The 14,098-nt window shown below is 34.9% G+C and carries 9 protein-coding genes and 1 pseudogene; 4 read left to right on the top strand and 6 right to left on the bottom strand.

Features of this window, described 5'->3' with window-relative positions:
- Nucleotides 1–531 precede the first annotated feature (531 nt).
- Nucleotides 532–969 (top strand): MucR family transcriptional regulator, encoded by a 438-nt coding sequence (locus ACFILH_RS08855; RefSeq protein WP_012754848.1) that lies wholly within the window; start codon nucleotides 532–534, stop codon nucleotides 967–969.
- A 98-nt stretch (nucleotides 970–1,067) separates the two neighbouring features.
- On the opposite strand, the gene ACFILH_RS08860 is transcribed toward ACFILH_RS08855, so the two are convergent.
- Entirely contained in the window at nucleotides 1,068–1,478 is a 411-nt protein-coding gene (locus ACFILH_RS08860; protein ID WP_375637421.1) for a SufE family protein, read from the bottom strand.
- 108 nt (nucleotides 1,479–1,586) lie between these two features.
- Nucleotides 1,587–1,962, bottom strand: a pseudogene (locus tag ACFILH_RS08865) (DUF5330 domain-containing protein).
- Between the two features lie 1,039 nt (nucleotides 1,963–3,001).
- On the opposite strand from ACFILH_RS08865, the gene ACFILH_RS08870 reads away from it, so the two are divergent.
- Complete coding sequence (locus ACFILH_RS08870) at nucleotides 3,002–3,835, top strand: peptidoglycan-binding domain-containing protein (RefSeq protein WP_375631393.1); 834 nt, start codon at nucleotides 3,002–3,004, stop codon at nucleotides 3,833–3,835.
- A gap of 1,740 nt (nucleotides 3,836–5,575) precedes the next feature.
- Here ACFILH_RS08870 and ppdK read toward each other — a convergent pair.
- From ppdK to ACFILH_RS08885, 3 genes are all read right to left on the bottom strand, one after another.
- Entirely contained in the window at nucleotides 5,576–8,242 is a 2,667-nt protein-coding gene (gene ppdK / locus ACFILH_RS08875; protein ID WP_375631392.1) for a pyruvate, phosphate dikinase, read from the bottom strand.
- A gap of 177 nt (nucleotides 8,243–8,419) precedes the next feature.
- Nucleotides 8,420–9,079, bottom strand: coding sequence for a DsbA family protein (locus tag ACFILH_RS08880; protein ID WP_273791562.1), 660 nt, complete (start codon nucleotides 9,077–9,079; stop codon nucleotides 8,420–8,422).
- A gap of 82 nt (nucleotides 9,080–9,161) precedes the next feature.
- Complete coding sequence (locus ACFILH_RS08885) at nucleotides 9,162–9,662, bottom strand: DUF721 domain-containing protein (protein WP_273791561.1); 501 nt, start codon at nucleotides 9,660–9,662, stop codon at nucleotides 9,162–9,164.
- Nucleotides 9,663–9,865: 203 nt separating this feature from the next.
- Here ACFILH_RS08885 and mutY point away from each other — a divergent pair, with 203 nt between their 5' ends.
- Entirely contained in the window at nucleotides 9,866–10,924 is a 1,059-nt protein-coding gene (gene mutY, locus ACFILH_RS08890) for an A/G-specific adenine glycosylase (protein ID WP_375667671.1), read from the top strand.
- A gap of 756 nt (nucleotides 10,925–11,680) precedes the next feature.
- On the opposite strand, the gene ACFILH_RS08895 is transcribed toward mutY, so the two are convergent.
- Nucleotides 11,681–12,769: a site-specific DNA-methyltransferase gene (locus ACFILH_RS08895; RefSeq protein ID WP_375613050.1), complete on the bottom strand. Its 1,089-nt coding sequence runs from the start codon at nucleotides 12,767–12,769 to the stop codon at nucleotides 11,681–11,683.
- A gap of 372 nt (nucleotides 12,770–13,141) precedes the next feature.
- Between ACFILH_RS08895 and ACFILH_RS08900 the strand changes: the two genes are divergently transcribed.
- On the top strand, nucleotides 13,142–13,837 hold the full coding sequence (locus ACFILH_RS08900; RefSeq protein WP_375667673.1) for an HAD family hydrolase: 696 nt from the start codon (nucleotides 13,142–13,144) through the stop codon (nucleotides 13,835–13,837).
- Nucleotides 13,838–14,098 lie beyond the last annotated feature (261 nt).

A 14,098-nucleotide genomic window follows, 5' to 3' on the forward strand; every position in this document is an offset into this window, starting at 1 on the left:
AATATTCTATGTCGTTTTAATGAATAGTTTTATATTATAAACAATGCTATTGTGTCATGTTTGTAATATATATTGTTTTTTATTATTAAATTTAATAAATATAAATAATAAAAATAAATTTGAAATTTATTAAAAATAAACTTACTAAATTATAAGTATTCAAAACATAAAATAATAATTTATATATTATATTTTTATAATTAGTAATTTTATTTTTACGTTCTCAAAAAAATAAATAAATTTCATCCTATATCTTTTTATATTTGTGATGTATTATATATTATGTATGATATGTTATAGGCTAAAAATATATTTTAGCATGTAATAATTTCGTTTTTCTTATTGTATATTATGACAAAAAATGGGTATTTATTTGATTTTTTTGTGTTTTGGCAATTTTATAGAATAATTGAATTGACAAAAAAGATTTTTGTACAATATGAAACTCATGTGCATGAGATCTTTATATCATGAGTATATGCACTATATCTCGATTTTGAATTACTCAATTTTAAATTAAAGGAAACAAGAATGGAACATCGTGCAGTCTTAGAGACTGAAAGCAATTTAGTTATTACATTGGTTGCTGATATTGTTGCTGCCTACGTGAGTAATAATTCTATTCGACCGACTGAAGTGCCAAGTTTAATTGCTGATGTCCATGCTGCTTTTCGTAAAGCAGGGAATCTAGAGTTAACAGAAGTCGAAGTTGAAAAACAAAGGCCTGCCGTTAATCCAAAACGTTCAGTATTTCCTGATTATCTCATTTGCCTTGAAGATGGAAAGAAGTTTAAATCTCTAAAGCGTCATCTCATGACACATTATGGAATGTTGCCAGAGGAATATCGTGAAAAATGGCAGTTAGATAGTTCTTATCCTATGGTGGCGCCTAATTATGCAAAAACACGATCGGCTTTGGCCAAAGAAATGGGTCTTGGACGCAAAAGCAAACGGAAAAAAACTAAATAATCTTATTTTGCGAAAAAATGGTTTCGTGTATAAAGTTGATTTTAGTATACATGTTTTGTGTGAAGCTTTTGTATATATAGCAATTTCTATCAAGGGGATTACATATAGCTTTCGTTACGAATCCGTTTAATCATTGATTTCAAACCATTTGATCGTTGTGGTGTAAGATTTTCATTTAAACCAAGTTTTTCAAAAAGCTCTTGAGCATCAGAATTGCGAATTTCAGAAGCTTTTTTGCCTGAATAAAAAGCAAGAAGTATATAAATGAGTCCACGCACAATATGAGCATCGGAATCACCTTGAAACGTCAATATTGGATCTTCTGAGTTATTACGTGAAGATAAAAGCCACACTTGGCTAACACAACCAGGAACTTTGTGAGCATCATTTCGAGCGCTTTCCGGAAAAGGTGGCAATTCATAGCCAAGCTCGATGACATAACGATAACGATCTTCCCAATTATCCAAAAGCGAAAAGTTCTCTATAATAGTACCGATTTTTTCCGCCATTATTTTAGTCCTGTTTCGTTTGAATAATCATTCTTAAATACACTTATAAAAAATAAATATTTATTCTTCCTAATATAAATAACACGAAGAACGTTAAAAATCCTTATTTCAAGATAACATTTCATGGTTTTGTAAGAACTCTTGTATTTCTATTTTGTAAGAAACATTAGGGGAAGTCTCTGATATTATTTTTGTTCCCTAATATGTTCCCTAAATATTCATAAGCAGCTCTTGCACCGTAATATGCGCGTTCGCCAAGTGAACTTAAAAAAGATTTTCCTACTTTACAGGTTTTTATATTACGGTCACAAAATGCGCCTAAATCATTTAAGGCTTCCTTAAAAGCAATAATCACATCGCTCGTTGTTGTCTCATTATTTTTGGGGCTAGAAGAATGATTACTGCTTGGATCTGCTACAAAAAATGAAATAATGACAAAAATAAAAAATAATAATAATAATAATTTGATTAAAAAACGTATCATGGATAATCAATGTAGCGCAGTGGTAAATACAATAAAAGAAGCATTTTATATACTGTTGCTTTATAAACAATTTATAAAATGTGCTTTTTATAAAATTGAGTATTCATGTATTGGGTCTATATCATTGGCTTTTTTATAAATATGGCACAATTCCGCCGTATAAAATAGGATACATTGTCTATTCAGTAAAAAATTAACATCAAAATTATACACTTACAGGCTGATCATGTTAATGAACATACTATGGTAAAAAAATGAGAGATATAATTATGTCGTGTACATACTTATTTTAGATAATAGCTCACCATCTTAGCTTAGTTGAAAAAGCTAAAAAGAGTAAAATTCTGTTATTCTGACTCTAGTGTCGATAAAACATTTATATTATCTATAAAATTTTTACTAGCACATCATAAACATGATCAACATGTCGATCAAAATATTAAACAATAGATGCATCTCTTACAACTCCATCTAAAGATCTCAAGACCAGTTTTTCTATAACATTGTAAATCAATTTAATTGATACGAAGTTATTTACACTAAAATATAATTATATTAAGAGATAATTATATTTTACCAAACCGTTTATGGATAAGTAACCATCTATATGTAAATTATAAAGAATAGATAATGATTGTCATCTGTTTAGTGTTATATGCAAATATTTTCAATTTTATTTTAAATAATAGGCAAACATATGCCCCAAAATGAAGAATAACGTGGCATTATTGTTTAGATAATTATATGTGATAATGCAGTTTGCAAACACCAAAATGATCTTGAATGCTAATCATTTGGTGCTCTCTTTATACACATTAAAGACTTGTCAAAATGAAATGAATAAAAGTTGCCAAGAACTCTTGTTGATTTATCAACTTATAAATTGATATAATGAAGCTGCTCATTTTAGGAGTTTGAAAGGAAAAATCAATAATGTCAATGCACTTCTCTCTGGCTGGAAGTAAGAACTGATTCATATTCGTTTCCTAATTTATATTTGTTTCTTTGTAAAAAATAAACGCAACTGAAAATAAAAGTAATGGCAACAAAACGAAAGACATACCGAAAAAAAACTGTAAAACACCGTAAATACTATAGTAGTATTGTTATAACACTTCTTCTTATAATTTTTCATTTTATTTTTTGGAGTGCAAAAACTCTTTATTTCTATACGCGAAAAAATACTTTATTTTTTGTTGGATCTCTTCTTTTTAGCATTAGTTTTTTATTTATTTCATTTAATGCTTTATTTTCGCAAATGACAACGCATCAAAATATTTTAACTCAAATGAAATTTTCCTCTGTTCAAAGTATAGGTAAGAGCTCTACTTTATCGGAAAAAGAAGAAAAATCACAAGAACTCTCCCGTGTAACTTCTGTACATTCTCAAAATCATAACCACACAAATTTATCTTTATCCTCTCAATCAGCAAGCATGCTGGAAAAGCAAAAAGAACTAGCAAAATTAGGCCTTTATGATGGACCCTTAGATGGATTGGAAGGACCTAAAACACGCCGAGCCATCACTTTATGGAAACAGCAAACTGCTCAGAGAATGCAGAAGAATGTTCTATCTAATCCCGCAACAGATGAAATCGCGATATTAATTAAGCAAAGCGAAATAGAAACAAACAATACAAAAAATATGACACACTTAAAAGAAGCTATTTTAGAGCCTTCTGTTGAAGATATTATACAAGTGCAAAAAGCTTTACATATTTTTGGGAATGAAGAGGTTATTGTCACAGGAATAGAAGATCAAAAGACGATAGAAGCTTTAAAACAGTTTCAAAAAATATTTGATCTTCCTGTAACAGGTAAAATTAATCACACAATTTTAATGAAAATGCGTGAAATTGGTTTATTTAATTGAAGCTAATCATCTACATTATAAAAATAATCTCTTAATTTATAATGATAATTCATCTTTCGTTTGTTTAATGCTCCCCTCAAACATTCCTTCATCTCAAGCCCTCTTATATTCAATCAATCAGAATGGTTTTCTTACACATTACATATTGAGCCGTATAATTTGCTGCAAGAAAACCACAACCGATTGCAGAAAAAAGAAATATTGCAAAATAGAAAACGCGCTTGTTCTAGCATTTTTATTGCTTCTGATGATAAAAGGACACAAAATTTTTGTAGTATCACGTAAACCTTTCATATTATCGAACCACGAATTGTCCATATATTATCGTCAATTTGATCTTTATAAATATGATGCAAAGAATTTATGCAAACACCTGTAAGGATAAGTAGACGTAAAGCTAGTTGTGTTATGGTTGTTGTTTTGCAAAGTATCTGAAAAAAACAGCACTTCTCTCCAATCTATTGCTGGAAAATTATGTGTTTTATGACATTGTTTTCCTAAGATAGCGTGTGTGTTTAATATTGCCTATAAATCAACATCTAAATTTAACGCAGCAGTATATTTGAAACAAATGTTAAGACAGTTTAGTACTTTTCTCAGCTGTTATAGCTTTTGTATGCCAAATGGAGGCAAGAATATTGCGCATCTCTGTTTGTATAATCTCTTAAAACAGGGAGACAGCCTAATTTGGGAAGAATATGAAATTTTAAGGTAAAAACCAGTTTTCATCTTTGCCATTTCCTTTTAATTCAGCTTTACGCCTTTCAAAGACATCTAAAGCAATATCTTTAAAATAATGGAGATTACCTATTGCCTCATGCTTTTATTTATCACATGTCTTTTTGAACTCACTCCCCCCTCACGCAAAACAAAATGTCCCAAACGAAATACACTTGGATTGCCATTCACGGGCTTTCTTAAAAAAACATCTCTTAAAGCACCCAAGACCATTTCACAACAACGCCCGTGAATAATAGCAGCCCCTACTGCGCGCGCGCTATTATTTTTACACTTGTGAAAAAGCAAGCCAGCACCATTACACACTGTACCTACCTTCAATTTGTGACAACTCTTGACACTTGAGACGATTCATAAGAGGCATATCCTTGCTTTATTTTTTTATCCACAGACGCTCATCCCGCCTATAACATGCAAAAAACATGGTTTTGATTGATTCATTATAAAAGAAGTTGAAATGAGAAGATCTTATGATATTTACAGCTTTTGTTCAATATAAGAAATAAAAAAATATCATTATAAATCAACATATTGTATAACTTTGATATTCCTTCATAAAGGTAAAGATGGTAGCGTATAGTGGAGTTTATAAACTTACGGGGAGTTTACATAATCCCCATTCCACGAATGTCAATGTGAAATGGACATCCACTGAGAGATGTCTATCTCAAACAGCATGATGTGCAAAAAAATACATTTGTTTGGAGCATTCTATTTTGCGTGAGGAGCTCATTCCCCCATAAAAAAGCAAACGCGTAAATTGACTGCACAATAACACGTTTCTCTCTATCAAGAGGTTCTTCAATAGAAAGTGTATTAATAATACATCTTTGTCTATCCTGCTTTATATGTTTTCTTATAAACTTCTAAAAAAAGCACTTTCTCGCGTAACATAACTTATCGTGCATTTTAGAAGCATTTTTATTCCCTTTATTAAAGAAAATAAAAGAATATATAAAAATTTATTTCAGTAATAACGATACAACAAAAAATATTAACCCATTACATCCTTTTTGCTATTGCGGCCTGAGCTGCTGCTAAACGAGCAATTGGTACTCGAAAAGGAGAACACGAAACATAATCTAGGTTATTTTCTTCGCATAAAGTAATAGAAGCAGGATCGCCTCCATGTTCACCGCAAATTCCCAATTTTATTTTTGCACGCTTTGAACGTCCACGCTGTGCAGCAATGGTAATAAGTTCCCCTACTCCATCACGGTCAATAGACACGAAAGGATCTTGCTCTAAAAGACCTTTTTGAAAATAGGTTGCTAAAAAAGGAGCAGCATCATCACGGGAAATCCCAAAAGTAGTTTGTGTCAAATCGTTTGTTCCAAATGAAAAAAATTCAGCAGTTTCAGCAATTTCATCTGCTCGAAGCGCCGCCCTTGGAAGTTCAATCATCGTCCCAACCATATATTGAATAGTGCTTCCCTTTTCTTTCATCACTTCTTCAGCAACCTGATCAATACGCGCTTTTACAAAATCGAGTTCAGATTTAAGCGCAACCAGTGGCACCATAATTTCAAGCATAACAGGAGATCCAGATTTTTGGGCAGCTTCTGCTGCTGCTTCAAAAATCGCCCGCGCTTGCATTTCTGCAATTTCAGGATAAGTAATAGCTAAACGGCATCCTCGTAATCCAAGCATAGGATTAAATTCGTGCAACTGCTGAGCGCGTTCAGCAAGAACTTCAGCAGAAACCCCCATAGCTGTTGCAACATCAAGAATTTCTGCTTTCGTTTTAGGCAAAAATTCATGTAATGGTGGATCTAGCAAGCGGATAGTAACAGGTAAACCACACATAATTTCAAATAATTCACTAAAATCTGAACGCTGCATTGGCAAAAGCTTATCTAGTGCTTTACGACGACCACTTTCATCATGACTTAAAATCATTTCACGCATAGCAACGATACGTTCATCAGAAAAAAACATGTGCTCCGTACGGCAAAGACCTATACCTTCAGCCCCAAAAGATCGCCCCATACGGGCATCAGATGGTGTATCAGCATTAGCGCGAACTCTTATACGTCGCATCCCATCAGCCCATTCCATTAATTTTGCAAAGTCTCCGCAAAGCTGAGGCTGCAACATTGCAACTTTCCCTTTGAAAATTTCTCCACTTCCACCATCAATTGTGATAACATCACCCTTTTTTAAGCTTTCTCCTGAGGCAAACAACGTATTTGTGTTATAATCAATCCGCACACTGCCAGCACCAGAAATACATGGTTTTCCCATCCCCCGCGCAACAACAGCAGCGTGACTTGTCATACCGCCACGCGTTGTTAAAATTCCTTCTGCAGCATGCATACCATGAATATCTTCTGGGCTTGTTTCTACACGGACCAAAATAACTTTGCGACCTTCCGCCGACACAGTTTCTGCCTCTTCTGAAGTAAAAACAATTTCACCAGTTGCGGCTCCAGGAGAAGCAGGTAAACCACGTCCTATAACAAAACGTTCTGCTTTAGGATCAAGTGTTGGATGCAAAAGTTGGTCCAGCGACTTTGCATCAATACGCATCACAGCCTCTTCACGGTTTATTAACCCCTCCTCAACCATTTCAATTGCCATCTTGAGAGCCGCACGAGCCGTGCGTTTTCCTGAACGAGTCTGAAGCATCCATAATTTACCTTTTTCAATGGTAAATTCGAGATCTTGCATATCCCGATAATGCTGCTCAAGCTTCTGCGCAATCTGACATAATTTCAAAAAAGCCTCAGGCATAATTTTTTCTAACGACGGTCTATTTGAACCAGCAACAATACGCGCACTTTCTGTAATATTTTGAGGCGTTCGAATGCCCGCCACAACATCTTCCCCTTGCGCATTAACTAAAAATTCACCATAAAGTTCTTTTTTCCCTGTCGATGGATTGCGTGTAAAAGCAACACCTGTTGCCGAATCTTCTCCCATGTTACCAAAAACCATAGCTTGCACATTAACTGCCGTTCCCCAACTTTCAGGAATGCTATGTAAACGGCGATAAGTAACTGCGCGTGCCGTCATCCAACTTGAAAAAACGGCTCCAATTGCCCCCCATAACTGTTGTTCAGGATCTTGTGGAAAAGGAGTTCCTAATTTTTCTTCAACATAGGCTTTATAAGAAATAATAACATTCTTCCAATCATCTGCTGTCATTTCTGTATCAATAGTGTAACCATTGCATGCCTTTGCTTCATCAAGAATCTCTTCAAAATACGAATGGTCTAGCCCCAAAACAACGTTAGAATACATTTGGATAAAACGCCGATAACTATCATAAGCAAAACGTTCATTATTGGCTTGTAAAGCAATGGCTTTTACAGTCTCATCATTCATGCCAAGGTTAAGCACTGTATCCATCATCCCTGGCATAGAAGCCCTAGCCCCTGAACGAACAGACAGCAAAAGTGGCTTTTGCTCACTCCCAAATTCACGTCCTGTTTGTTCACCAACACGTCTTAGTGCTTGCTTAACAGATTCCTGTAGCTCTTCTGGATATGATTTGTCATGGGCGTAATAAAAATTACAAACTTCTGTTGTCAGCGTAAATCCTGGCGGTACGGGCAAACCAAGATTACTCATTTCTGCCAAATTAGCCCCTTTACCTCCGAGAAGGTTACGCTCACTTGCACTTCCTTCTGCCTTTCCATCTCCAAAACTATAAACCCATTTTTTCACTGTACAAATCCTCCCATATCAGCATCAAAACATCATTCAACCGAGGCTCATTTAAAAGCAATAATTTGATTCAAAATTGGCTCAAAAACAATATCGCTTCATAAATGCATAATATTAATCCTTCCAAAGGAGATAATGGCCAAAAGTATCACTATCCATCTTCTGGAAGATTAAGATTCAGTTTTTAAGAAAACTATCAATCACCGAAAAAAATTCTTCTACTTTCATGGCACCTTCATATTTACTACCATTAATAAAGAAAGTAGGTGTTGCTGTGACACCAAGCTCTTTACCGCGTTCAAAAGATGCATTTACTTCATCTAAAATGGACTGATTTTTCAAACAAGCAGTAAAACTTTCATCTGTAAAACCAGCCATTAAGCCAATTTTTTTCAATGGTGTTAGAGCATTTTTTCCGAAAGCCCATTCATTTTGTTTTTGAAATAAAACTTCTATCAAAGGAAAATAGCGATCTTCTGGTGCACACCGTGCCAACATAAAACCTGCTGTTGCCCGAGGATCAAAAGCATATTCTCGGAAAATAAGTTTTACTTTTCCTGTTTTGATATATTTTTTACGAATTTGGGGAAGTATATCATTATAAAAATGCGCACAATGGGTACATGTCAACGAAGCATACTCAACAATGACGACTGGTGCATCCGCCTCTCCCTCAAAGCGATCCTTTACTTTACCCGATTGGAGAAGCTCTGCCATATCAACAGTTGTTGCCACTGGTTTGGGATCACGCGCTAAAGCAACTGTTACACTGTTTTGTACAATCGTTATGAAGAGAAAAATTATCCCGAAAGATAAAAAAGAACGATATTTTACCATAAATAATACTTTTCTGTTGTTATTAACAAATAGGAATCCAATGCTTTCTCATATATTAAAGAAAAATATATAAAATATCTTTCTATTTATTATTTTTTTCCAAGAAAATGCAACAGCCAAGTTTATAAAGTGCTTGGTGCAAGCTTTTATCTTCAATTCCTTCAAGCATTTTTTCCACGCATTTTTTGTCTTGTTCACTCAAAGGCGGTTTTAGAGGCAAGTGATTCATAAAAACCGACATACTCCTTTGCTCAATCTTGATGCGATCAATAGCAATGTAGCCAAAAAATCCGTTAATTCTATGAAGTAATTCCTCTGTTTCATGCATCAATTTTAACGCAGCAAATCCTTCACATGCGACAACAAGTGTTGCTGGCTGAAAAACTTCATCTTGATCTGCACGACGTTTCCAAATAATTTTAAGCGGCATTGTATGTTCACTGATATCATAGCCCGCAATCTGTGGCCAATGTTCTATAAGCGCTACATTAAGCCCTGTCCGTTTGCGTAAAACTGGATCAAGTATTTTGTATACCGTCTCAGAAAGAGAATAAAAGATACGTTTTTTAAGCTGTTTTCTCATTTTTAGATCATTGTTCAACCGCTTACTAAATTAAAATCATTTGTTTCATCTAGAAATTGTTGCCTCCTCAATTTATGAAATATCAACAAAATAAAAAGCCTTTTCTCACCAGAGCCTTGACAATAAAAGAGCAAAAAACATGAATTACAAAATAAATAATTTTTTCTTTTGCATTTTATATCTCCCTATGCTTGAAAGCAATCATGTATGAAATTTCTTCGCACCTCCTTGCTTGGTACGATCAAAATCACAGACATCTTCCATGGCGGATTACCCCTGAAAAGCAAAAACAAGGTATCCGTCCTGATCCTTATCAAGTTTGGCTTTCTGAAATCATGCTTCAACAAACAACCGTTGAAACAGTTAAGCCTTATTTTAAAAAATTTCTAAAACTATGGCCTGATCTTTTCTCTTTAGCAAAAGCCTCACAAGATGATATCATGAAAGCATGGGCTGGACTTGGTTATTATTCACGCGCACGTAATCTTAAAAAATGTGCGCGACAGCTTGTTGAAAACTACGCGGGACAATTTCCACAATCTGTAAAAGAATTGCGAACTCTAGCCGGTATTGGAGATTATACTGCCGCAGCCATTGCTGCGATTGCTTTTAACCACCCTGTAGCAGTGGTTGATGGTAATGTCGAACGTGTGGTAGCGCGACTTTTTGCTATCACTTCAATATTGCAAAAAGCAAAAGTTGAAATTAAAGAAAAAACACAAAAAATTACTGCTTTAAATCGTCCTGGTGACTTTGCTCAAGCAATGATGGATTTGGGAGCAACAATTTGTACTCCACGCAAACCATCTTGTTATACCTGCCCTCTTCAATGTTTATGCAAAGCAGAAAAGATGCAACAACCGGAGTCTTTTCCAGTTAAAGCCCCTAAAAAAGAACGCCCTTCAAAAACAGGTATTGCTTTTGTGATCCTTAATAAAAAGAGACAAATTTATTTGGAAAAACGACAGACGCAAAAGCTCCTTGGTGGAATGACCCAAATTCCTAACAATATTGGCATAAACAACGAAAATGGGCTCCAAAACGCACCCTTTACTGCCAATTGGCAATTCAAGGGACAAATTACACATGTTTTTACTCACTTTTCTCTAAAACTCGATGTTTACTATACCGAAGATGTTCATGAAATGAATTGTGAAAATGGTTGGTGGTGTAACATTCAACATCTTACCGAAGAAGCATTACCTACTGTTATGAAAAAAGCCATTTCCGTAGCACTTCCCAATTCTTTCAGATTTAAATAACCTTCCCTATTCATAAAAATGTTTTCTAACAGAGACTTTTGTATCTCTAGCGATTATTTATTAATCTGCAAAAGAAAAATTAAAAAAATGAAATAACCAATTTTTTCTACAGATAAGAATTAAGGAGGGATAGAAAAGCTTAAAAATCTTAAATTTAAATTTCAGGTTCTATCCTTTTTTCGCTTATGAAGGAGTAAGTCGGCTCCATCGTTATATTTACCAGCCCCCTCAACATCCCTTGGTACGTGAAACGGTTCATAAGAGGTACTTTTAGTTCTTTCGTTAACAATTTTTATTCACACGCCAACCCCGTTTATGACATGCAAGCAAGTAATTTTCATCGATTCAATATGGAACAAGTTTGAAATGAAAAAACTTGACGATATTCCGAGGGCAATTCAATATGAGTTGCGTTAAATTATCTTTATAAATAAATACATTTTACGCACTTTACAGATGTACGTATTCAAAAAAGCACTTAATTTGGAACTTCTGAATGAACCTTTTAATTCTGATATTTCATTTTTATAAGCTTATATTGAAATTTTACTGTCTTGGAACTAAAACTAGAATATAGAGTGAAAATTTCTCATTTTAATTTCTTCTACAAGAAGCATAAAAATACTCGCTTGCCGCTTACAAGCGAGATTAGTGTGTCAATAAAAAACATCTAAGAAAGGCATAAAACGCCCTCACGTCCATCTTAATCAAGATCAGGTACATTGGTGGTCAATAGAATGAAGCGATCAGCTTAGTTCATAAAACACCCGTTTTTAACATTTGTGAACGTATAATCATTCTTAAATGATCTATGGACTTCAACCGTCCATTTTCCTCGTAATACCAAAAGGTCCAACCATTACAACTCTGCGAATCTTGAGCCTTTCTTCCCATTGCGTGAATTGAACCCGCTTCACCACCATGCATAATCGTACCATCAGCTCTTACAATAGCAGATACTTGCTTCTTACGATCATAAAGAACTTCTCCAGGATAGAGCAAACCTGCTTCAAGCAAACTGTTGAATGCTACGCGCGGTTCTGCTTTTTTTCTATCCAAAATCGCTAGTTCTGGTTGCGCTAAAGGTTGAACCGCCGCAATTCTCTCACATGCTGCATCGATGTAATCTTGCTCGCGTTCAATCCCAACAAAATCACGCCCTAAAAGCTTGGCAACAGCACCTGTTGTTCCCGAACCAAAAAACGGATCGAGAATAACATCACCAGGTTTACTAGAAGCCATAATAATACGCGCTAATAACGCTTGCGGTTTTTGTGTTGGATGCAATTTACGCCCTGAATCATCCTTTAAACGTTCAGCTCCAGTGCAGAGAGGGAAAAGCCAATCTGAACGCATTTGTAGATCTTCATTTGCCGCTTTTAAGGCATCATAATTAAATGTGTACTTTTTATCTTTTTGATCTCGCACGGCCCAAATAAGCGTCTCATGAGCATTTTGAAAACGGCGCCCTCGAAAATTAGGCATCGGATTATTCTTGCGCCAAATAATATCATTAAGCATCCAAAAACCTAAATCTTGTAATGCCGTTCCAACCCGAAAAATATTATGGTAAGATCCGATAACCCAAAGTGTTCCGTTGGGTTTTAATACACGACGACAAGCAAGCAACCATGCACGGGTAAAAGCATCATAAGCAGCAAAACTCTCAAACTGATCCCATGCATCATCAACCGCATCAACAAGCGAATGATCTGGACGGTATAAAGCTCCATCCAATTGCAAATTATAGGGTGGATCCGCAAAAATCATATCAACAGAATGTTTTGGAAGTTTTTCTAGAACGGAAACACAATCTCCTTTAAAAATTTTATTGCGCCATGGCATTTGTGAGGGAATACGAAGGAAATCTTTTTGAAGCTGAATAACTGTCATGAAAAACCCAACAAAATTAACTGAATTTGCCCTATAATCAACTAAAATAGTTTATAGGCCCGCATTACCAATCCATATTTACAAAATAGCGTAAACGTATCGTTAAAATTCTACAAAATTGATAATTGTTTTTGTTTTTTTAGTAAAAAAAAACTTTCACATGAATGAAACCTTAATTTTCTTTTTTTCAATGTACTGTTCCCATATCTTTTATTTCGTAAAAGAATTAAGAATCATTTTCAAAACTTATTTTTATGAAATAAGATCCTCTCAATATCGTTTTCATGAAAGTTGTCCATCTCGTAACATGTAAAGGAATATCTTATGCCTCAGATAGATCTTATTATTTTTGATTGTGACGGAGTTCTCGTTGACTCTGAATATCTTGCAGCAAAAATTGGATCACAATTGCTCAAACAAACAGGGTATGAAATATCACCCGAAGAATTGAGTGAGCGTTTTGCAGGGCTTATCTTTCGCGATATTCTTAAACACGTTGAACAGGAAACAGAAAAACCAATTTCTGCTCATCTCATAGACCAAATGACTAATATTTTTCGTACACAAATAAAAACTAAATTACGGGCTATTGATGATGTAAGAGAAGCTGTAGAAATTATTCAAACACGCTATCCCTACTGTATCTGCTCTAATGCAAAAAGCGTAGATATAAAAGAGATGCTCACCACGGTTGATCTCTATGACCTTTTTGAAGGTAAAATATTTTCAGCACCTGAAGTTGGAACAAAAAGAACGAAACCGGCCCCTGATGTTTTCCTTTTTGCTGCACAACAATTACAGGCAGAGCCCCAAAACACTATCGTTATAGAAGATTCACTTCATGGTGTACACGCAGCCATAGCAGCAGGCATGCGTGTCATCGGCTTTACGGGAGGATCACATAGCTATTTTGGCCATTCTAATGCACTTGCAGAAGCTGGTGCAGAAACAGTTATCGCAAAACATGCTCATTTAGGAGAAGTTTTAGAAGCAATGGCAATATGGCGCGATCTATTATAAAAAAAATCTCTTGAATATATTAGTTTGTAAACTCTTGTAAGAAGAATTTTTACTCAAATGTCCTTCTCTTCTCGTTGCTCCTTTTATAATAACTTCAATAAATGCGTATCACGACACGGGTGAATTGCATCTCAATGTGAAGGAAAAATATAGCGCCTCATTGAAATCATAAGTCTGTTAACCATTGCACGTGCTTTAAAAAAAGCAAAAAACAGGGGTGCCAACTCATAAAAATTAAACCCTGCTTATCTATCTCAACTC

The sequence above is a fragment of the Bartonella sp. CL435QHHD genome, assembly GCF_042195095.1.
Classification (GTDB): Bacteria; Pseudomonadota; Alphaproteobacteria; order Rhizobiales; family Rhizobiaceae; genus Bartonella.

Excerpts from the sequence above, each read along its gene's own strand:
- ACFILH_RS08855 (WP_012754848.1), top strand. The coding sequence starts at position 532 with ATGGAACATCGTGCAGTCTTAGAGACTGAAAGCAATTTAGTTATTACA.
- ACFILH_RS08860 (WP_375637421.1), bottom strand. The coding sequence starts at position 1,478 with ATGGCGGAAAAAATCGGTACTATTATAGAGAACTTTTCGCTTTTGGAT.
- ACFILH_RS08870 (WP_375631393.1), top strand. The coding sequence starts at position 3,002 with ATGGCAACAAAACGAAAGACATACCGAAAAAAAACTGTAAAACACCGT.
- ACFILH_RS08880 (WP_273791562.1), bottom strand. The coding sequence starts at position 9,079 with ATGGTAAAATATCGTTCTTTTTTATCTTTCGGGATAATTTTTCTCTTC.
- ACFILH_RS08885 (WP_273791561.1), bottom strand. The coding sequence starts at position 9,662 with ATGAGAAAACAGCTTAAAAAACGTATCTTTTATTCTCTTTCTGAGACG.
- mutY (WP_375667671.1), top strand. The coding sequence starts at position 9,866 with ATGTATGAAATTTCTTCGCACCTCCTTGCTTGGTACGATCAAAATCAC.
- ACFILH_RS08895 (WP_375613050.1), bottom strand. The coding sequence starts at position 12,769 with ATGCCATGGCGCAATAAAATTTTTAAAGGAGATTGTGTTTCCGTTCTA.
- ACFILH_RS08900 (WP_375667673.1), top strand. The coding sequence starts at position 13,142 with ATGCCTCAGATAGATCTTATTATTTTTGATTGTGACGGAGTTCTCGTT.